This window comes from Halomonas sp. ALS9, assembly GCF_001651035.1.
GTDB lineage: Bacteria > Pseudomonadota > Gammaproteobacteria > Pseudomonadales > Halomonadaceae > Vreelandella.
The window spans coordinates 25,982-47,215 of sequence record NZ_LXRG01000098.1 but is presented as its reverse complement, the minus strand read 5'-3'; the positions used below and the strand labels follow the sequence as shown (position 1 = coordinate 47,215).

18 protein-coding genes are annotated in these 21,234 nt (G+C 51.1%); 9 read left to right on the top strand and 9 right to left on the bottom strand.

The genetic code is table 11. From position 1 onward, the window contains the following. Positions 1 to 59 precede the first annotated feature (59 nt). On the bottom strand, positions 60 to 1,547 hold the full coding sequence (locus A6R74_RS07385) for an ATP-binding protein (protein ID WP_064233886.1): 1,488 nt from the start codon (positions 1,545 to 1,547) through the stop codon (positions 60 to 62). Between the two features lie 5 nt (positions 1,548 to 1,552). After that, the gene (locus A6R74_RS07380; RefSeq protein ID WP_064233884.1) at positions 1,553 to 2,278 is read right to left on the bottom strand and encodes a response regulator; all 726 of its coding nucleotides are present in this window, start codon (positions 2,276 to 2,278) and stop codon (positions 1,553 to 1,555) included. 270 nt (positions 2,279 to 2,548) lie between these two features. Here A6R74_RS07380 and A6R74_RS07375 point away from each other — a divergent pair, with 270 nt between their 5' ends. The 8 genes from A6R74_RS07375 (at position 2,549) to A6R74_RS07345 (ending at position 11,809) form a co-directional block, all read left to right on the top strand. Further along, positions 2,549 to 3,331, top strand: coding sequence for a hypothetical protein (locus tag A6R74_RS07375; RefSeq protein ID WP_064233882.1), 783 nt, complete (start codon positions 2,549 to 2,551; stop codon positions 3,329 to 3,331). A gap of 419 nt (positions 3,332 to 3,750) precedes the next feature. Continuing rightward, on the top strand, positions 3,751 to 4,536 hold the full coding sequence (locus A6R74_RS07370) for a hypothetical protein (protein WP_064233880.1): 786 nt from the start codon (positions 3,751 to 3,753) through the stop codon (positions 4,534 to 4,536). A 222-nt stretch (positions 4,537 to 4,758) separates the two neighbouring features. Next, complete coding sequence (locus tag A6R74_RS22285; RefSeq protein ID WP_082906618.1) at positions 4,759 to 5,208, top strand: hypothetical protein; 450 nt, start codon at positions 4,759 to 4,761, stop codon at positions 5,206 to 5,208. 233 nt (positions 5,209 to 5,441) lie between these two features. Beyond that, positions 5,442 to 6,197: an ABC transporter ATP-binding protein gene (locus tag A6R74_RS07365; protein WP_205634160.1), complete on the top strand. Its 756-nt coding sequence runs from the start codon at positions 5,442 to 5,444 to the stop codon at positions 6,195 to 6,197. Then, complete coding sequence (locus tag A6R74_RS07360) at positions 6,190 to 7,389, top strand: ABC transporter permease (protein ID WP_064233878.1); 1,200 nt, start codon at positions 6,190 to 6,192, stop codon at positions 7,387 to 7,389. Before A6R74_RS07365 ends, A6R74_RS07360 begins: the two co-directional genes overlap by 8 nt. Beyond that, positions 7,379 to 8,875: a TolC family protein gene (locus A6R74_RS07355; RefSeq protein WP_064233876.1), complete on the top strand. Its 1,497-nt coding sequence runs from the start codon at positions 7,379 to 7,381 to the stop codon at positions 8,873 to 8,875. Before A6R74_RS07360 ends, A6R74_RS07355 begins: the two co-directional genes overlap by 11 nt. Positions 8,876 to 8,960: 85 nt before the next feature. Then, on the top strand, positions 8,961 to 10,109 hold the full coding sequence (locus tag A6R74_RS07350) for an efflux RND transporter periplasmic adaptor subunit (RefSeq protein ID WP_165603368.1): 1,149 nt from the start codon (positions 8,961 to 8,963) through the stop codon (positions 10,107 to 10,109). Positions 10,110 to 10,879: 770 nt separating this feature from the next. Then, a complete protein-coding gene (locus A6R74_RS07345) occupies positions 10,880 to 11,809 on the top strand; it encodes a hypothetical protein (RefSeq protein ID WP_125410290.1) in 930 nt (309 codons plus the stop codon). A 9-nt stretch (positions 11,810 to 11,818) separates the two neighbouring features. On the opposite strand, the gene A6R74_RS22280 is transcribed toward A6R74_RS07345, so the two are convergent. Both A6R74_RS22280 and A6R74_RS07335 read right to left on the bottom strand, forming a co-directional pair. After that, on the bottom strand, positions 11,819 to 12,049 hold the full coding sequence (locus A6R74_RS22280) for a DUF4351 domain-containing protein (protein ID WP_064233871.1): 231 nt from the start codon (positions 12,047 to 12,049) through the stop codon (positions 11,819 to 11,821). A 98-nt stretch (positions 12,050 to 12,147) separates the two neighbouring features. Continuing rightward, on the bottom strand, positions 12,148 to 12,945 hold the full coding sequence (locus A6R74_RS07335; RefSeq protein ID WP_064233869.1) for a Cof-type HAD-IIB family hydrolase: 798 nt from the start codon (positions 12,943 to 12,945) through the stop codon (positions 12,148 to 12,150). Positions 12,946 to 13,118: 173 nt separating this feature from the next. Between A6R74_RS07335 and A6R74_RS07330 the strand changes: the two genes are divergently transcribed. After that, positions 13,119 to 15,059 (top strand): exoribonuclease II, encoded by a 1,941-nt coding sequence (locus tag A6R74_RS07330; RefSeq protein WP_064233867.1) that lies wholly within the window; start codon positions 13,119 to 13,121, stop codon positions 15,057 to 15,059. A gap of 91 nt (positions 15,060 to 15,150) precedes the next feature. On the opposite strand, the gene rfbC is transcribed toward A6R74_RS07330, so the two are convergent. The 5 genes from rfbC to A6R74_RS07305 form a co-directional block, all read right to left on the bottom strand. Then, positions 15,151 to 15,699 carry a dTDP-4-dehydrorhamnose 3,5-epimerase gene (rfbC, locus tag A6R74_RS07325; protein ID WP_064233865.1) on the bottom strand — a complete coding sequence of 183 codons (549 nt, stop codon included), beginning with the start codon at positions 15,697 to 15,699 and terminating at the stop codon, positions 15,151 to 15,153. A 3-nt stretch (positions 15,700 to 15,702) separates the two neighbouring features. Further along, positions 15,703 to 17,049 (bottom strand): NAD(P)H-dependent oxidoreductase, encoded by a 1,347-nt coding sequence (locus tag A6R74_RS07320; protein WP_064233863.1) that lies wholly within the window; start codon positions 17,047 to 17,049, stop codon positions 15,703 to 15,705. A gap of 7 nt (positions 17,050 to 17,056) precedes the next feature. Then, the gene (gene rfbF / locus A6R74_RS07315; RefSeq protein ID WP_064233861.1) at positions 17,057 to 17,833 is read right to left on the bottom strand and encodes a glucose-1-phosphate cytidylyltransferase; all 777 of its coding nucleotides are present in this window, start codon (positions 17,831 to 17,833) and stop codon (positions 17,057 to 17,059) included. A 15-nt stretch (positions 17,834 to 17,848) separates the two neighbouring features. Beyond that, positions 17,849 to 18,949 (bottom strand): NAD-dependent epimerase/dehydratase family protein, encoded by a 1,101-nt coding sequence (locus tag A6R74_RS07310; RefSeq protein WP_064233859.1) that lies wholly within the window; start codon positions 18,947 to 18,949, stop codon positions 17,849 to 17,851. Positions 18,950 to 19,537: 588 nt separating this feature from the next. Next, on the bottom strand, positions 19,538 to 21,160 hold the full coding sequence (locus tag A6R74_RS07305) for a methyl-accepting chemotaxis protein (protein WP_064233857.1): 1,623 nt from the start codon (positions 21,158 to 21,160) through the stop codon (positions 19,538 to 19,540). Positions 21,161 to 21,234 lie beyond the last annotated feature (74 nt).

Here is a 21,234-nt window from a genome sequence, read left to right as displayed (position 1 = left end):
GTTACGCCAAGGCGAGCGTCAACGTGAGTTACCGAGTACTGCATAGTGTTGGGGTTTTATTACAAACCTGTAATAGTTTCCTGGCGGGGCAGTGTCAGCGTTACCACTAGCCCCGCATCGGCATGGTTGGCGAGCGTAATGTCACCGCCGTGAGCACGCGCAATATGCCGGGCAATGCCCAATCCCAGGCCGCTGCCGCCGGTATGACGGCTGCGTGAGGGCTCCAGACGAACAAAGGGCGAAAACACCCGCCCTAGCTGCTCTTCGGGAATGCCGGGGCCATGATCACGAATATGCAGTGTGACCGCGCTACCCCGGTCAATTAGCGCTACATCGGCCTGCTTGCCATAGAACACCGCGTTTTCTAGCAAATTGGCCAAGCAGCGTTTGAGTGCCATCGGCTTGGCGATCAGTGGTGCTAATGGAGGGCAGTTTTTCTCAATAGTCACTTGCCCACCCTGCAGGCTAAGTTCTTCCCCCAATTCCTCAAGCAGTGACGCCAGCGAGACGGGAGCTGGCTCTTCGTGCAGATCCAAGCCTTTTACTGAAGCCAAGGCGCCCTTTACCAAGCTATCCAACTCATCCAGCGAAGCGCAAAAGCGCTCCCGCTGGTAGTCATCATCGAGCATTTCAGCGCGCAGCCGCATACGGGTTAACGGCGTTTTCAAGTCATGGGAAATCGCCGAAAACAGCCGCTCACGCTCCTCTATCTGCTCGCGAATGCGCCGCTGCATTCGATTAAACGCCGCTGCAGTGGCGGCGACCTCTTTGGGGCCGCTCTCTTTTAGCGGCGGCATATCCAAGTCATCGCCCAACTGATGCGCTGCCCGTGAAAGCCGCGCCAGCGGTCGGGTGACGCTGGAGATGCCCAAAAACGAGAGCGCCAGCACGCTGAGCAGCACCAGCAGGCCGACCAGCAAGCGCTCTTCAGAGAGCCAACGATAGCCGCTGAAGATATCCGGGACGCCCAGCAGTGTGGCAACGTAAAGCCAGGTATCTGGGGCAAGCTCTAGTTGAACCACTAATATCGGCGGCGAGAGCGGCTCCATCAGCAGGCTGTGCTGCCCCCAGCGGGGCGGCAAGTCGTAAAGCAGCACTTCGTTATTGAGAACGCGCAGGTTTTCCGGGCGGGAGAACTCAACAATCACATCATCGATATTGAGCTGCTGGGTAAGCACCGAACGCACATTATTGACCACCACCTGTTTTTCTGGCCCCGAGCCGATATCGTCGATGGCGAGTCTGCGTTCGTTGACGCTAACAAAAAACCGCGTGCCGCCCATATTGCGCAGTTGATCGAGCACGATATGGCGGTAATCCACAGGCAGAGAGCGGAAAAACTTCATAGTGGAGGCGATGCTAAACGCCATATTGGTGGACAGCTCATCCAGCTGGGCCAAATGGCTGGAGCGCACCTGGGATGTCCAGATCGCGTAGCTGGCACCTTGGGCGACCAATACCCCAGCGATCATAATGATCACAAAGCGTCCGCGCAGCGAAGCCGGTAGCCAGCGGGATAAGCGGCGCCGGGTATTTGCCCACTTCATGGGCTTCACGTTAATGCGTCTACCTGGGCGGTTAATACGTAGCCCGCCCCGCGCACCGTGCGAATCAGCTGCGAGTGCTGGGCGTCTTCACCCAACCGTTGTCGCAGGCGACAAACGTGAACATCAATGGAGCGATCGAGCGGCGGCGCATCACGCCCTCGGGTAAGTGCATAGAGATCGTCCCGGGTGAGCACCTTGGCGGGGTGCGCTAAAAACACCTGCAGTAACTGAAAGTCAGCCCCCGAAAGTGCGGCACGCTCGCCCTGCAGGTCAATCAGCTCGCGGGTCATGCGGTCGAGCTGCCAATTACCAAAACTGACCCAACGCGCCTGCCCGGCGGGCAGTTCAGGCGGCGCACTGCGGGTACGCCGCAGCACCGCTTTAATACGCGCCAGCAGTTCACGGGGATTAAACGGCTTGCCTAGATAATCATCAGCGCCTAACTCAAGGCCAAGAATACGGTCGGTCTCATCGGCGCTGGCGGTCAGCATAATAATCGGCACATCGCTGTGCTTTCTAACATCGCGGCAGATGGTAAAGCCGTCGTCACCAGGCAGCATTAGATCGACAATCAGCAAGTCAGGGGCATGTTCAGCGCGCAGAACATGCAGCGCTTCTGCACCCTCCGCGGTAAATACCCGGTAGCCGTGCCGCCCCAGGTAGTCCGCGAGCAGTTCACAAATTTCCGGATCATCATCGACCACAATCAAGGTAGCAGGGGGTGTCGTCATCGCAGCGGTTGTCGCCCTACGTGGTTGTCGTTTTATTGGGCATTGATGATGGTCGAGGGTTCTGTACATCTCAAGCCCTCTTCGACTAATGACGAAATCACCCGTGGCTACGCTATTTCTGCGTATTAATAAGAATGCTTACATAAACATACAATATTTACTTAACATTTTGGAGCAAGCTGCCGATATTAACTATTATCATTAAGAAATACCTAGGACTTCTACAAACGTAGTAATCGCTGTTAAGCAAAGTCACAAGGAGGTATCGCAATGACAATTGGTATTGGTTCACCTACTCCATCGGCGTCACAAACGACGTCTGGTAACCGCACCCAGGACGTATCAGCCAAAGGCACTGCACAAGGCGACAATACAGCGCCTACTTCTGGTTCATCGAAGCCATCAAGCCAACTTTCCACGTTGGCTCAGCAGTTAAGCGACAGCGCCCAGCGTGCCGAGGAGCGTGATACCAGCATGGATCGTAAAGCGTTAGGGCAAAAAGCTGATGCACTGCTCCAGCCAATCGTTCGGGACTTTCATCTTCATCGGGCAAAATATGATGCTGAAGTACCTGACACCGATGATCCCGAACTACTGGAAAGAGCAAAACAAGCCACCTCATTTGTGAATGGCAAAGGCAGCAACCCCTTTAGCGGCCTATCGCAAGATCAACTGACACTGATTATTTATGATGATAGCGGCACGTTTACGGCCAATGAGCGAAAAGCCGCTTGGAAAGAAGAATATGCTCAAGATCAAGTATGGAGACAGGCTGTCGTAGCCCGTGGCAAATTGGAATACAGCCAAACCGGCAAGATGACCGAGTTTTTTAAAGAAGTGCTGGGGAATTACAACGATCAGCCCCCCATCATGCAGGCACAATACCCCGACTTCTATGCCCCACGCCTTGAGCACCTGATCGAGATGGACTTCAACTTTATGACCCACCGCGCCGAAGGCAAAGGGGCCCCTGAAGATATTTTTGACATACTGATGTCAAGTGAAGACTTCGCTAACCTTGGCAAACGCTTTGCTAACTCAACGGTTAGTTGAAAAGAGATAATTGAGGTTTAATTGGCTAGAACGATAAAAAAGTAACGAGTGCAGCGCATTATCGAAATTGATTTGATGCGCTATGAGTGGAGTAAGTAACGCAAAAAGCCACTTGCAATGACAGACCTTAGCTTTCGGGCATCGTTTCAGCTCTAGACTTATCCCGCCTGTTAAGTGCCTACGCAAAATAAAATCAGGCATAAATTTAATTTAATTCATTGACTTACACCACTATCCCTACGGAAAAATCTTATGCATAGACACTTAATAAGAAAATTTACATAAAACTACAAAATCTTCTTAACTTTTTGGGTTAAGCTGCCGATAGTAACTATAATCATTAATAAGCACAGTGGGCTTCTACATAGTGCATCTACACACGTAATGGCTATTAAGCAAAGCCACAAGGAGGTATCGCAATGGCAATCGGTATTGGTTCATCCACCCCAGCGACGTCGCAAACGACGTCTGGCAACCGCACTCAGGACATATCAACCAATGGCATCGAACAGGGAGGAAACACAGCGCCTACTTCTGGCTCATCGAAGCCAACAAGCCAACTTTCCACATTGGCTCAGCAATTAAGCGACAGCGCCCTACGTGCTGAAGAGCGTGATGCCAGCATGGATCGTAAAGCACTAGGACAAAAAGCCGATACGCTACTCAGCCAGATTACCGGACAAGGCTATCATAACAACCGAGCACGATATGACGCAGAAGTGCCCAACACCGATAACCCAGAGCTCCTGGAGCGAGCAAAACAAGCCACCTCCTTTGTTAATGGCAGAGGCAGCAACCCTTTTAGCGGCCTATCTCAAGATCAACTAGCATTGGTTATTTATGACGATAGCGGCATGTTTACGGCCAATGAGCGACGTGCGGCTTGGCTAGAAGGACGTGCACAAGAAACTGCATGGAAACAGGCGGTTGTTGCTCGAGGTAAATTGGAGTATGAACAAACCGGCAAGATGACCGAATTCTTCAAAGAAGTGCTGGGTAATTACAACGAGCTGCCCCCTATCATGCAGGCGCAATACCCCGACTTCTATGCCCCACGCCTTGAGCACCTGATTGAGATGGACTTCAACTTTATGACCCACCGCGCCGAAGGCAAAGGGGCACCTGAAGATATTTTTGAAATACTGATATCGAGTGAAGACTTCGCCAACCTTGGCAAACGCTTTGCTAACTCATCGGTTAGTTGACCAGAGACAATAGCAAAGGCGAGACAATTAAATCCTTAATGATATGTCTCGACCATGTGCACTAAGGAGGCTATTCGACAACGGAGTTATATCATAACCAAAGCAATTATCTTCCAATGGATTAATAACTGTTGTGGCAATGATGTAGCAATGTCATATTTTGTTTTAAAACGGGGTCACTATATAGTGAAAAACCATTATTTTATTGAGGGAAGATAGATCATGAAAATACGCAAAATTACGCTAGCTCTACTTTCAGCAGGCTTATTGGCAATATCTGTAACAGCCTATGCTGGGCCGCCTGTTAATATTACTTTCAAACATTTGGGAGCGAGCAGTGAGCTCGATGCAGAATATACCATAATTAGCCAAAATGAATCGCTAACCTATGCATACGCTAGCCCTAAGCCTGCTAGCGAAGTAGAGCCGGGTGGTTTAGACGAATATACTGTCACCAACACACTCTCTCCTACCATCAACATGGCGGCTGTGCGCTATCGTATGGGAAGCAAAAGTTGCGAGTTTTACACTGCCTATGTTCCAGGAGTAGGTTCAATGCCTCCTACGTGGAGCAAGCGGGCACGTTCCAGCGGAGGAGCCAGATGCCAAGCCAATATTACTCGCACGAATTTCAATGACCACTCTTGGGATATTGATTTCACGATGAGGTAAGCTAAAAACCAAAGGGCTCTGCTTATGCTTCAATTTGCAGAGCCTTTTCCTGTGCAGCCAGACATTCAAATGGAATAAGTCCTTACATTCCACTTATTTTTTATATTGAAGACCACCAAGCCTTATAACTGGCAACCTTTTCACACCTTCTTCAGCAATTATGACTCCATTAAAACCATATATTCTGTATATTTATACTGAAGTGGATAAGCTACAGTAAATATGGAAGCAATGTGAAGCCATCAGAACCAGTTGATGCCGTTGAAAAATATATGAGACGAGATAAACCGGTGATCATTTCTTTGGATGGCATCACCTATAGTCATCAAACAGGGGAGCAAGAGCTTTGCGTATTGAAGGGAATTACCCTTGATATAATGCGTGGCCAGTCATGCGCCATTGTTGGAAGCTCGGGATCCGGAAAGAGTACGTTGCTCAATATTCTTGGCCTTCTCAGCCGCCCTGAAGCTGGCGAATTCCATTTTGTTGGTTACGATATGTGCTCAGTGAGCTCAGATGTATTGGCATCAATCCGCAATCAGGAAATCGGCTTTGTCTTTCAGTCTTTTAATTTACTATCACGCCTAACCGCTTTAGATAATGTGGCATTGCCGCTCTCCTACCGCGGCTTTTCTCGCAACAAAGCGCGTCAGCATGCTTTGGATCATCTCAAGCAAGTGGGTTTGGAGGATCGCGTTACACATCTGCCCAGTGAGCTTTCAGGCGGACAGTGCCAACGCGTAGCCATTGCCCGAGCATTGGTCGGCAACCCCAGCTTGATACTTGCCGATGAACCAACGGGAAACCTTGATAGCCAAACTGCTACCGAAATACTAGACATTTTGCTTGCCTTAAATCGAGAACAGTCAGTCACACTTATCGTAGTGACACACGATATAGCCATGGCCAATCGCTTTGATAGAAAGCTAGAAATCCGCCAAGGAAAAATGCACGAAGTCGCCGTAGCCAGAGACGACAAACATGTATAAGGCAAGTAGTCATATCAAAGTTACTCAGATATTCAGCGAATCTATCGACAATCTAAACCTGTCAAAGCGACGCTCTATTTTAGCGCTCCTCGGTATTATCGTGGGGAGCTCATCAATCATTGCGTTACTCACCATCGGTGGAAATGCCGCCGATGAAGCCGTTCGCATTTTCAAAAATATGGGAACAGATATACTAGTCGTCGGTTTTCCCTACTCACACCAGAATCGCCAGCCTTTGCCATTAACGCTTGACTCCCAGGCACTACGTGAAGCAGTACCGGGCATCAGTCAGATTGCACCTATCACTTTGCATTCCGCACAGCTAAGCCATAATGGACAAAATACCGATGCCAGCCTTGTTGGAACAACCCAAGGTTTGGCTGATGCCATCGGGCTTCAATTTAATGCTGGTCGCGATCTCTCCCGGTATGACCATAAAGAAACGTTTGCGGTGGTTGGTGCCCGAGTAGCCGAGGATTTAGGTTCTTTAGGTAATCCTCTAAGAGTAGGTGATTTAATACGGATTGATAATTACCTGTTTAATGTCATCGGAATTGCGGAGAGTTTGCCTGCTACTCCCTTGATCCCCATCGTGCTGGATGAGTCAATACTCATCCCCATCGAAGGAATGAGACGTCTGCGCCCTGCCCCAGAAATCACCGGTATTATCATTAAGGCAGATGAAGCTGATTTACCTGACTTAGCCAAGGTGCTGCATAACTATTTGTCTAAAATTTTTAATGGCAGAGAGGTTGATATACAGATACCGCAGCAGCTGTTAGATGGTTTAAGGCACCAAGCCAGCACGTTTTCTTACCTGCTCGCTGCGCTAGGAGGTATCTCATTGTTAGTGGGCGGCGTAGGGGTCATGAACGTCATGCTAATGAGCGTGACTGAACGTAAACGAGAGATTGGCATCCGTATGGCATTAGGCGCTCGCCAGCGTGATATCCGAACACTATTTCTTCTGGAAGCAGTCAATTTATCGATTGTTGGCGCAGTAGTCGGTGCAGTGCTTGGCGTTGCGATTGCTTTCTCATTTACACACTTTTCCGGTTGGGAATTTACCTTATCGATAATAGCGTTACCGTTAGGTGTAGGCTGCTCTCTTTTAACGGGGATTTTTTTTGGATTATACCCAGCAATATCAGCTTCTAAACTTCAGCCAGCGGAGGCACTGCGTGCTGAATGAATCACGATACCTGAAAGCGGCCACAGCAATGTTGATGATGTTTAGTCTTTCCGCTGGAGCATGGACAGATGAAGTTTTACTGCCATCAACACCCGTAATGAATACTACAGCAACTATACCTAAGCTACCTGCCAGCGAGATACTAGAGCTGACATTGACAGAAGCAGTAGCCCTAGGGCTTCAACAGAATCGCACTATCCGCAGCGCCTATCTGCAGCGTATTTCTCAGCGTTTCGATTTGATAGTGGCGGAGGATCAGTTTGATCCTCAATTGAGCATTCAGGGGCGTTATCTCGCCACTCAGCGTGATGATGACCATGAAAAGCTTGGAGAAGTGTCTCCCACAGTATCAATCAGCGGGTCGCTGGGTACACGCTTTAGCCTTTCCTGGACGGAAGCCCTAAATCAAAGTGGAGAAGTGGGAAGCCGTCATAGCCGTGGAGTAACACTCGCGGTCGTTCAACCACTCTTGCGTGATGCTGGCAAGGATGTGGCGACCGCCCCTCTGCGTCTTGCACGTCTAAGTGAACAAGTGCACCTCTTGGGATTACAGTCCGTTGTCTCGCAAGTGGTAACGCAAATCGTGCTTTCCTACCGTGAGTTGCTGCGCGCACAGGAACAATTAATTATTGCCAAGGAAGCACTTGCTCGTTCACAACAACTAGCCGAGGTGAATGAAGCGCTAATTGCGGCAGGACAGATGGCAGAGTTTGACATCCTGCAAACACAGGCCGATATGGCGAACAGGGAATTAGAGGTAGATGAAGCGATTAACCAGCGTGAAGCACGCCGTTTAGAATTGCTGCACCTGCTCGGTCTTGATATCAATACAGAGCTCCAGGCCAGTGATCCGCTCACAGCGCAGCAGGTAAACCTTGATTCAGAAGAAGCCCAACGCATAGCTAAAGAGCACCAGCCTGAGTATTTAACTCAACTGATCGCACGGGAACAGGTTGATATTCAAGCGGAATTAGCACACAACCAACGTTTATGGGATATCTCACTGGTGGGTGGCGCTAGCCAGTTGCAAAATCGATTTGATAATAGTGACTATGCTAGTGATCGGCGCTGGGATGCTTACGCAGGAGTGCAAATGGAGATCCCCATCGGCGATGCAGGCCAGCGCCGCGACGAGGTACAAGCACGAGTGAACGTTCTCGATCAAGCGTTACGCCTCACTGAAACCGAGCAAGCGCTCGCACGGGACATCGATGATGCCGTTCGAAGCCTGGATGCTCAATGGCGTCAATACCAGCTTGCGCAGCGCGCGGCAGAGCTCTCGCGGAGAGCGCTGGCGCTAGAGCGTGAGAAGCTTTCAGTTGGTCGCTCCAGTAACTTTCAAGTATTAAGCCAGGAGGCAGATTTGCGGAATGCTCAATATGCCAGCCTTAACACTCTAATCGCTTATCTCAACGCACAGACCCAGCTCGATTTGCGGTTGGGTATGACGTTGGAGAGCTGGGACATTGCGCTCAATGATGGCTAATCACATCTGGAAGAAAATATTATTGCTGGTGCTTGCTGTGGCACTAGCGTCTCTATATTGGCTAAGAGAGGACAGCGCCCCATCTATGGCGCAAGAGCAGGCTGATTGGTGGCCAGTAGTACCGCAGTCATACGTTCAAAAAATAGGTCTGGTGGGGCGAGTAGAGCCTGCCGAGTTACTAAGTATAAATGCACCCTTCGAAGGCGATGTGGTGGAACTGAAGGTGGCAGAAGGCAGCCAGATGTTAGAAGGTGAAATGTTACTAAAGCTGGATACCACTCAACTCGATATCCAGTTGCGCGAGGCATTAGCACAACGCTTGCAGGCACAGCGCGCATTCAATGATTTGCAGAAATGGGAACAGGGGCAAGAAGTCGCGCGAGCGCGGCGGACGCTCTCCAGCGTTCGTCTCAATCTCAACGACACTGTACGGCGTTTAAGCGAGAGCCGTACTTTGCTTGAAAAAGGCATAGTACCGCGCATGGAAGTGGAGTCTCTGGAACAGCAAGCCACCATACAACAGCTCGACCTTGAAGCCGCCGAGTCTGAGCTGGCATCCACTCTTGCTCAAGGGCAAGGCGAAAACCGGCTCATCGCCGAAATGGAGTTGGAGAACGCCACAGCGCGTCACGAAGCTTTGTTAGCCCTGTATGAAAAGCGCACACTCCATGCCCCCTTTTCAGGGGTTGTTATATCGCCATCCAGCCAAGATGGAGAGGCAAAACACGAGCCTTTGCAGAACGGCACACATGTCACTCAGGGCCAACCTCTGTTCACTCTCGCCAGCACAGAGAGAGTTCGTGTCGTTGCTCAGGCCGAAGAAGTTGACATCAATATGCTTGAGCCGGGACAGCCAGTAACCATTACTGGAGATGCCTTCCCGGATTTTGAACTGCAAGGCGAGCTCTCTTTTATCGGTGTACAGCGTATGGAGTCCCAAGGCTATGAGAATGGCGCCAGCTATCTGATCAATGTCAGCGTACCGCCACTTACGCTTGAACAGCAGCGCTATATACGCCTAGGCATGAGCGCTCACTTACACATCAATACCTACCTGAATGACGCAGCCATGATCGTACCACCAGAAGCAATTCGTCAGGACGAAAATGGCAGCTACATCGAATTCCGAGCCTCTTCTCAAGACGAGCCCGAGAGACTTGGAGTGGAGATCGGTCAAAGCACGCCTAGCGGGATTGAGGTATTTGGTCTAACGCAAGGTCTGGTGAGACTATAAATGGGGCGTTCCAGCAACAATCACCGTAGTTAAATATTTACGTATACCTCTAGAACCCCAGCAATTTATGCTTGGCGGAGGCTCGTTAGCTTTATTGTAATTAGTGAAAGCTACATTTTTACGACACAACACCATTAAAAGAAACAAAAAAACACAACTTATTGCTAATGTTTTTCCCAGGAAGCCGATACATTACATAAGATAATTAATTTATCTTAATACACTAGCATCATATACAATTGAAAACCTAGCAATTTTTATTAGGGGAACGGTGTGAAAATTTTTAAATCGGCATTATTAGGGTTAGCATTTGTAGGGGCAAGTATCTCAGTCAATGCTCACGCTACTGATGCTTCCATTACAACTGAAAGCACCCCAGGCCGGATGCTAGTGCTTGGTGGTGAAGGTATTGGAGGAGTAACTCGATCACACCTTCGTCCAGCGAGACACGACTTTCCAAAAGATTCGGGATTGTCGAGTAAAAGAGTTACAACCATAGAGTGGCAAACTACTTGGTATCCTGAAGCAATTGAGCAGAGTGTCGAGCTCTGCTATTTCCGGCCTTATTCTAGAAACCACGTAGGCTGCATACAGGTATCCCCTAACTCTTCAGGTAGCACGACGCACTTCAGTGGCCAGCGGTTTAATGAAGGAACTGAAGTTCAACTTGTATATAGAGCAAAAAGTGCCACAGGAGTTCTCCCTAGGCACGTAGCACCTGCTGGAAAGGATAGGGTCGTTTTTCATTTTAGTTACTGATTGGAGAGGACATGGAAATCCATAGCTCAGTAAATAGTGTAGGGAGTAGGTATCTCGACAGTTCCACAATGACGCCTAAAACATATGAAGCTGGCAAAAAAGCCAGCTTCACTGAAAATAAAAACACTAACGTCATTAACGATAAGCAAGCTCAAGCAAGTAGCACGGTGTCAATAAGTGGTCGTGCTCTTATGATTGCTAAACTGTTTGGCTCTGGTGCCAAAGAGCCGCCAGTGTTGCCAAGCGTTCGCACTAATGGGGATTATCTGGGGGTTTCACCTCAACACTTTTTGACCCATGAGGATCGAAATCTGCTAGCAGATATGTATGAGTTAGCGCAGGAACAAGGGGCAGATTTAAAGTACGTCAGCATGCTAGCAGGGGATCTTGGTTCATATCGACAGCATGATAATGGCAGTATGATGGGCAACTTTAATGACGGTCATCAATACGATAGTGAGGGACGTTTAACCACGGTCAGTTTTACTGATGCAGACGCTGCTACGGCTGAACGTATTCAGAACAGCGATGCTATTAGCTCCACGCGGATAGACAAAGGTTTCCTGAGTTATATCCTAGACCCTGGTTACAGTATTGGTCGCAGCAGCAATTTTGAGTTTCTTGAGCAGATGGTTTCTAGATTTTCAACCAATGACAACGACACCTCTCCGCTCGACCCGAAGTTCTCCACCTTTGCTTATAACGAAAACAAATACATCATGCATACGGCGGATGAGGTGACGCTCAATATTCCCCGAGACACTTCCAGCGCTGAGGAGGACACTTCACGCGAAGCACTCATGGCCGATGCCAAAGACTTACCTCAACGGCTTAACTTAAGCCTGTTAGAAGCTTTTATTGGCAAGAACGATGAAAAACCTTCCGAGCGCAGTTTTTTAACGAAATTGTTTGATTGGTTGAAACCGTCAGCGAATAAGTAAAGCGTAACGTTAGTCTTTGAACAGCTCATCAAGGGAGTTGGCGGTCAAGATGGCAGCCGACCACTCCCCCAACTGCTCAGGCGTTGCCTGCCCCAAGCGCTGTTCCGCCCAAACAGGCAGCTCGCCAAATTTGAGGCCGAGTTGCTTGCGCAGGATACGCTGGGCTTCTTCTTGTCGGCCTTCTTGACGCCCTTCCAAACGCTCTTTTTTTACCAAGTTCTCTAAGTTCTCTGCCAACATATCTTTGTCCTCCACCAAACTGTTGAACTGGCTCAGATTGACCTCAGCCCCAAGCCGCTGCAAGTGATTAAGCAAAGAGACCTAAAGAATACGAGTCTCTACAACCCAAACCGCTGTTTCAGCCACTGCGCAACGGCGGCTTCGCCGTGATGGCCGATGCGTTCGGCACCGGTGACACGGTCAAACAGATCAGGGTGGGCGTTGGACATTACCTGGGCCTCCCCTGCTAAATCGAGCATTTCGGTATCGTTAAGATTGTCACCAAACGCTAAACACTCTGCAGGCGTTAAGCCCAACCGTTCCAACAGTGATGACAGCGCCACGCCTTTATTGACCCCGCCCGCCATAATTTCCAGTGAATCGATCGTGGAGTAGGTGATATGCAGCGCATCGCCATGGGCCGCCTGGGCCTCTCCTTCCAGTTTTTTTAGCGCCTTTGGATCGCCCAGATAAAGCACTTTGCCCACGCCGTTAGTGTCCATCTGATTAGGGGGCACGACTTGATAGCCAAAGCCGGTAGTGGCGTGGAGCGATAATAGGTATGGAGCCTCTGCATCAATATGCCAGCCGCTCTCGCGGTAGAGATTCAACCGCACCTGGGGCGGACGCGGCAGACCGATCAGCGTCTTGGCATGCTCAGGCGCAAGGTGATTCGCCGCCAGCAAGGTATCTTCAGGATCATGAACATAGGCGCCGTTAGTGCTGATCAAGTGCAGCGGAATAGCCAACTGATCACGAAACACCTTCATATCGTGGTAGTGACGGCCCGAGGCAAGCGCGACATGATGCCCCTGCTCCACCAATGCCCTTAGCACCTCGACGGTGTTTTCGTGTAGGGAGTGGTCGCTTCCTAAGAGGGTGCCATCGAGGTCAGAAACAATCAGGCGAGGTGTCATAGCGCGCTCCATGAATATGAAAGTTTAGCTTAACCGATTACTTTGAGCGTATGTAAGCCTTTGACGCGCCGTTACCAAAGCCAATATCAGGGCCAACTTCACATAGCGACAATTGGCGCAGCCCTTGTGAATCCGTATAGTGGCACCCTAACTCTCGCCAACTGATTGAGCTCATGCTTCAGAATAACTCCATGCTTGCCCAGCTCAAGCAACAGATTCGTCAAACCACCCCCCGTGCTGAAGGGGTGATCAAAGCCACCGACAAAGGTTTCGGTTTTCTCGAAACCGACGACGGTGAGTCCTATTTCGTGCCGCCACCCGCTATGAAGCAGGTGATTCACGGTGATCGCGTGGAAGGCGTGATTCACGAGAACGGTGACAAAAAATCCATTGAGCCGGAAAAGCTGATCGAAGCGGGTCTTGATCGGTTTGTTTCCCGCGTGCAGAAGCGCGAAGGTCGCCTTTCGGTCGTGCCCGACCATCCGTCGATTAAAAATGTGATCAAGGCGCGAATTAAGAACAGCCTTGATGAAGACAGCATTGCTGACGGTGATTGGGTCGTTGCGCGTCTGGTACGCCATCCGCTAAAAGCCGATGACCGCGCTTTCTTTGCCCAGATTGATGAGCTGGTCGCTAAAAGCGATGATCCGGCAGTGCCATGGCGCGTCACGCTTGCACGTCATGCGCTGGAGCAAGAGTGCCCCGATGCGGGCACCGACTGGCCGCTGATGGATGAAGGCCTGACGCGGGAAGATTTAACCGCCACGCCCTTCTTCACCATCGATGGTGAGAAGACCCGCGATATGGATGACGCCCTGCACGTCGCTACTCGCGCTGAAGGTGGCTGGCGGTTGAGCGTAGCGATTGCTGACCCCACGGCTTACGTGGCCGAAGGCCATGCGGCTGATTTAGAAGCCCGCACCCGCGCCTTTACTGTTTATCTACCCGGCCAGAACGTTACTATGCTGCCCGAGCAGTTAGCAGATGATCTCTGTTCGTTGTGGGAAGGCAAGGATCGCCCCGCGCTGGCCTGCACGCTGGATATCAATGCCGACGGCAGCATGGGCGAGTACCGCTTTTTTGCCGCCAACGTAAAATCCCACGCCAAACTTGCCTACGATAGCGTCTCCGACTGGATCGAAGGTCAGGGCGACTGGGCGCCCGCAGAAGAAATCGCCGAGCAGCTCACCGCGCTGCGTGATTTGACCGAAGCGCGTACCGCTTGGCGTAACGAACACGCGCTGGTGTTTAAAGACCGCCCCGACTACGTGTTTGACCTTGATCCCGCCGGTAACGTGTTGGCGGTGCGCACCGAAGAGCGCCGCATTGCCAACCGCATGATCGAAGAGTCAATGATTGTGGCCAACGCCTGCTGCGCGGATTTCCTGGCCCAGCATATCGGCCACGGTATCTTTAACGTGCACCGCGCCTTTGAGCCGGAGAAAGCCGAAGCGGCGCAAGAGTTCCTGGCAGGTCAGGAGATCGTGGTCGAGCGCGAAGCATTGACCGAGCTTGCCCGCTACACCGAGCTTAAGCGTGCGCTGGAAAGCCGCGATGATGCTTGGCTGGATGCGCGCCTGCGCCGTTTCCAGGGCTTCACCAGTATGTCGGCCCAGCCCGGCCCGCACTTTGGCCTTGGCCTGGCTGCCTACGCCACCTGGACGTCGCCGATTCGTAAGTATGGCGATATGGTCAATCACCGCTTGATCAAGCGCGTGCTGAAAGGCGAGCAGGCACCTGCTGAAGCCACCCAGCAGCTGACCGAACAGCTGACCGAGCGTCGCCGCTTGAACCGTATGGCCGAGCGCGATGTGAAAGATTGGCTCTACGTGCGTTACCTAACGCCCTCCGCGCAGAACCAGGACACCTTTGAGGCCGAAATCATGGCCATCAACCGTGGCGGTATGCGCGTTCGTCTGCTGGAAAATGGCGCGACAGCGTTTGTGCCTGCCCCCTTGATGCACAGTGACCGCAGCAAAGTGGTCATTGACGATAAAGAGGGGCGTATCCAGATCGAAGGCGAAGAGCGTTACAAGCTTGGCGATCCGCTACGCGTAGTGCTCACTGAAGCACGCGAAGAGACCCGTTCGCTGGTGGCAAAGCCCGCTGATTGATGGGGCGTCACTAGCCATGCATTACCGAAAGGGGCAGCGATCACGCTGCCCCTTTTTTAGTGCGTTTGCATACAACTGGCGTCGCTAACAGTTAAAAAAGCGCTTCGTCTCGGTCACTGATTAAGGGCCAGTTAGCGTCTTTTTCAGATACCACCGTCGGCGGAATCGGCCACTCGATGGCGAGGCGTTCATCGTTGTAACGCAAGCCACTTTCAGCCTTGGGGTGATAAGCCGCCGAGACAAGATAGCTGACTTCAACATCGTCGGTCAGCGTCAGAAAGGAGTGCGCAAAGCCTGGAGGTACATAGAGCTGGTGACGGTTTGCATCAGATAATTCAAACAACTGATGGTGCAAGTAGGTTTCCGACTCTTCACGGATATCCACGATGACATCGACAATCGCGCCTCGAATGCAGCGTACCAGTTTAGCTTCGGCGTGGGGCTGGCGCTGATAATGCAGCCCTCTTAGCGTGCCTCGCTGAGCCGAGAAAGAGGTGTTCTGCTGGACAAAGTCACTTAGCAAGCCATGGCGCTCAAACTCCGCACGGCACATGGTGCGGGCAAAAAAACCGCGCTCATCACCATGTGGTTCAAGCTCTATCAGGCGGGCATCCTTGAGGTTCGTTTGATGAAAATGCATGTCTTACTCCGTGAAAGTAGCAGCGACACCAGACGTCAATTTCAGGGCAAACATGGCTTCCTGTTCAGCATATAGACGGTCGATCAAGCGCCCTGGCGGTAGTCGCACATCATCAAAGGTCAGCGCCGCATCCTTTTCCAGATGGCCCACTACCCGACAGCCCAGCGCTAGCCCGATTGGTAACAGTCGATCCCTGCGTATTACCTCGATATTTTCCGCCACTCCATAGACTTCGAAGCCACCGAGTTCTTCTATTGTTTCGCCCTCCTGCAACGCTTTTTTGGCTATGGCGATGACGCCCACCCTTGGGCCTTCTAAAGGGGATAACACTGGATCACGGAACAGCACGGCGCGGGCAACGGACGTGGGCACTTCGAAATGGCACAGATGATAAGACGTTGTGAAGCAGTAATACGGCCCCTCGCCCAGCTTGTAGAGTTCGAGATAGTGCCGCTGGCGTGGACTATCAATAGTTCCCAGCACAAATACGCCCGGCCCTGGCCGCGCTCCAACAACATAATCAACCAAACCCGGCCCCGCTGGGTTCAGGTAGGGATCAAACGCCGACACCGCCTCTTCGATGGGCACTAAAGGGCCACCGACAACGCCAGCTGAGAAATCTGGGCCCAGCATGCCCCGCTGTGCCACTTGCATCCCGGTTCCATTGGCAACGATCGCCTGCTCGAACGATATTTTGGTGCCATCCGCAAAAGAGGCCACCATTGCCGGTTTTTGCCCCCAGCGCTTGGCAAAACTCTCCTGCGTAGCAGGGTTACGATAGGGGTCATGCAAACCTTTAATGTTGCCACACAGCACAGGCTTTATACCTAGCCCGGCAACAAACCGGTAGAGATTCATCTGCACACCAGGCTGGTCGCCATCGGCAAAGCTGTAGACAACTCCTGCGGCATCGGCTTTCGCTTTTAAGATAGGGCCAATCGTACCGTCGAGTTCTGCATTCATTTGGATAACGTCTTTACCGCTTTCCAACGCCGCCAGGACAGCATGCGCCGCGAACTCCAACGAGCCGGTGACTTCAATGATCGCATCCAGCCCTTCAGCGCGCGCCAGTGCCACCGCGTCCTCGGTGACTGCTGGTCGCCCAGCCGCAATTGCCGCTTCAAGTTCCTGCTGAGTCTCACAGGCGGCTGGCTCAATCCCGGTTTGCTGGAAGACATTGACCGCGGCATCGAGATGGCGGTTGGCAATAGCACAAAGGCGCATTCCGGGTGTCGCGGACATAATCTGCAGAGCGATACCGCTAGCTTGAAACCCTGCCCCGACCATCCCCACTCGAATGGGATTACCTTGCGCCTCGCGTTTGGCAAGCGCGGTATCAACAATAATCATCGTTGGTTCATTCCTTCCAGAGCTTCCAGGGGGCGCCTTGTGCCCAGGCGGTTTCGAGCACCATTCGGTCTCTCAGCGTATCCATGCTTTGCCAGTAACCGTTATGATGGAAGTAGCCCAATTTCCCCAGTTCAATCATTCGGTTCATGGGCTCGTTTTCCCATACGGTCTGACTATCGTCGATCATCTCGAACACTTCCGGATGACAGACAAAGAAGCCGCCATTGATCAACCCCCCGTCTATTTCACCCTTTTCACGAAAGCCCTCTACCTGGCTATTACCCTCTTTCAAACGTAGCGCACCATAGCGGCCAGGCTGCGTTACTGCTGTCAGGGTGCACCAATTGTTCGATGCCAGATGTGAGTCGATCAGCGCATTAATATTCAGATCACTTAACCCATCGCCATAGGTCAAACAGAAAGGCTCGTCTGCCAGGTAGGACATGGCCTTCTTGAGCCGTCCTCCGGTCATGGCATCGGCACCGGTATCCAGCACGGTAATTTTCCAGTCATCATTGACACTCTGAAGCCAGTCGACGTTGCCTGTCTTCAGGTCAATGGTGTAATCAATTCGATTGCCGCGATAATTGAGGAAATAGTCGCGGATGTACTCCACCTTATAGCCACCTAGAACGATAAATTCCTTTAAACCGTGATGGGCGTACATCTTCATGATGTGCCAAAGAATCGGCCTACCACCCACTTCTACCATAGGCTTGGGGCGAATCGCAGTTTCTTCACTTAAGCGCGTTCCAAACCCTCCCGCGAAAATTGCGACTTTCATAGTCAAGCCTCCGTTTCAGGCCTCAAGGTTAACGTGGGTAGTAACGGGCAAAGCACTCGGGGTAACTGCATCGCACCTTTGCCAGCGCAGGCTTTCAGATAGCCGTCCCGCAGCAATATGAGCCTGTAGCGCATGCAGACGCATATAGCGCGAGGCGCGGAACTGGGCATCCGAAAACTCCATGCTTTTGAGCCCATTGATCAACCCCCTGATCGAATCCAAAAGCGTCATTTGCGGTTGATGCTCGGGGGCTAACTTGGCAAACAGACTGAAATCCACTTGATAGGAACGGCTGTCCGCGGGGGCTTGGGTGTTGATACTCAGCGTGGTGCCGGGAACCGCTTTGGCCACTGCGGTGGCTAAGTCTCGCACTTGATGATTGCGTGCGTTCGAGCCGGTATTGATATTGAGGATGCGCCCGCCGTTTTCAGGCTTGCGCTGTACTGCCCAGTCGACAGCGCGGGCCATGTCGGAGACGTCGATCAAGGGCCGCCAGGGAGATCCATCGCTAAGCACACTAATATGCTGCTGGCTCAGGGCACCAGCAACGAAGTCATTAAGTACCAGATCAAGCCGTAAACGTTCTGACATTCCACAGGCAGTCGCAAAGCGCAAGCTGGTAATCACCATGTCGCCCTCAATGCTTGCCAACGCTTCTTCAGCGGCTATTTTCGAGCAGGCATAGGCAGTCACGGGGGCCACGGGATCCGCTTCACTACGCGGAGCTCCTAAAGCGACACCATAAATGCTGCAACTTGAGGCGAACACGAAGTTCTCTACCCCTGCCTGAGCCGCTGCCCTGGCCATATCAATCGTCGCTTGCTGATTAACTTCATCGGTCACTGCGGCGAAACGATCTCCCATGGGGTCATTGGAAATCGCCGCCAGTTGAACCACCGCCGTATAACCCTCAAAAAAATCAGTCGGGATATCTCGCACATCCCCCATAAACTGTTGGTCGAGATAACGTTCTGGAAGAAGTTCGGCGCCCGTCAAACAGTGTGCGAAGTAGGCAGTGTCATACCCATGAAGCGTGGCGGATGGGTGTCGCAAGGCTAACTCTCGTACCACAGCGGGGCCAACATAGCCCATATTCCCCACGATTAAGATTTTCAAAACGTCACCTCATTAATGATTAATATCATTATTATAAGATTTTTCATTTCTCCGAATTAAATATTAAAAACCCAGCCATTACTAAAAACTATTCCTCTAACTACTAACAACTACCTCTCTAACATTTATCTCCTTAAAATCCATCGCTTTAATAGTTAATTATTACTAGTTGCTGATTACCTATTTACCTATTTACCTATTTACCTATCATTATCAAAAATAAACCATGGCACTATCTGCTCACACTTTGAAACAAAAACAATACTAAAACTTACATTCAAAATAAGAGACGACACTTTTACTGTCAAGAGTAGCGCCGGGTTAAAAATCTAGTCTGGAGTACTATTTTTTTCATCCGACAACACGACAAAAGGAGTGGCTTTTCAGACACTCCTTCTTTTTACAGCGGTAGGTTTTTATATAAACCCTGCCTATAACCTGACTGTACCCAGATCAAGGATGAAGAGCGTTTAAGCTTAGGAAGAGATCTGCTTGCTGATGGCCCAGCTGCTAGTGATTAAACTTTACTAGACCATGACAAATGACAGCAGCGCCCTTAAGGCGCTGCTACTATCAACTTATCCTGGATTAAAACTCTGCTTGTCTTGCCGTCGAAGGCAAGGCCATTGCAGGTTTGTATTTTGAAGCTTTTTGCACGATAGCTTCATCTATCTGAAAGGCAGCTACCAGCTCGCGGAGACGCCCAGCCTGATCTTCCAAGGAAAATGCGGCGTTAGTCGATTGCTGAACCAGGGTGCTGTTTTGCTGAGTGGTAGAGTCCATTTCAGTAATAGCCGTATTGATCTGCTCGATACCACTACTCTGCTCCCGAGTGGCAGAGGATACTTCGACCATTAACATAGCAAGGCGCTGGATTACCGCTTCTGTCTCACCAATAGTGGCAGCTCCTCGCTCCGCTTGGTCAGAACATAGCTTTATTTTGCTACGCGTATCATCGAGCATAGTGCGAATTTCACCGGCTGAAGCGGCACTACGGCTTGCTAGCGCGCGAACCTCGGTGGCCACCACGGCAAAACCACGCCCTTTATCACCCGCCCGCGCTGCTTCTACGGAGGCATTGAGGGCCAGGATATTGGTCTGAAAAGCAATGGCATCAATAGCTTCAACGATTTTGTTCATACTCAGCGAGGCGGCCGCTACTTCGCGCATTAATTCCACGCTACGAGAGACTTCTTGACCACCACTTTGCATCTGTTGCGACGCATTATGAGCCAGCGTATCAGCCTCTTTGGTTGAATCACTATTCTGACGAACCGTTGCCGTCATCTCCTCCATGCTTGAAGCCGTTTCCTGCAAGGCCGCTGCTTGCTGTTCAGTACGAGCGGCGAGCTCCTGCCCACCTTGGGCAATCTCATTGGCTCCGTTCAAAACACTCTCGCTAGAGTCACGTAGCGATGCGACCAGGGTAGTGAGCGCTTTACTCATTTCAGCCATGGAAGTTAATAACTGTGCCGTTTCATCACGACCTGTGGCTACGATATCGTGCCGCAGATCTCCTTCTGCAACGCGCTGGGCAACCTCAACAGCTCTCCGCAAAGGCAGTACAATACTACGCGTAATGGCAATGGCCAGTGCCACTGCTATCAACAACGCCACCCCCGCGAAGATACACAGCTGCCAAAGGGCTAAACGGTACTCAGCGTTTATCGCTTCATTAGCAATTTCAACGTTCGAGTCCGCCACCAGACTGATTTCATCAGCCAATTCCGCCAACCGATAGATGCTTTCTTTATGTTCACTAAACACCTGATTAGCTTGCGCGGCATCAGAAAGACTGCCTCCCTCAATCTGTCGATACACCTGCATGAAGCCCTCTTCATACCCCTGAAGAGCGCTTTCTGCCTGTAGATAGAGAGAATCTAAACTGTCTTGGCTCGAAATTTCTTCTCCTTCCTGAAAGACAGCCCGAATTGCCTCTATGGTCGCCGCCCAACTTTGTTGATCCTCTGCCCGTTCGGGACTGTTGACCTTGATAAATACATCCTTTTCAAAGCGCCGTGCAAGCAGTGCTAACCGCTGAATCTCCGCTGCATTGCTTGCTAAGGCCACATCCGTGTCCAAGGTTTTTTGAGCCGTATCCTTAGTGACGGTGATACCTACAACCCCCGCCACTAAGGTGCCCAAAAGAAATAGCGAAACTAAGCCAAAGGCTAACGCTAGGCGAGTGCCAATCTTGAACCGGGAAAGCATAGCCACATCCTAATAAGTAAGAGAGCTAAGATTGTAAGCAGCAAGAATGAAAACTGTAACCCAACCTTTGCAAA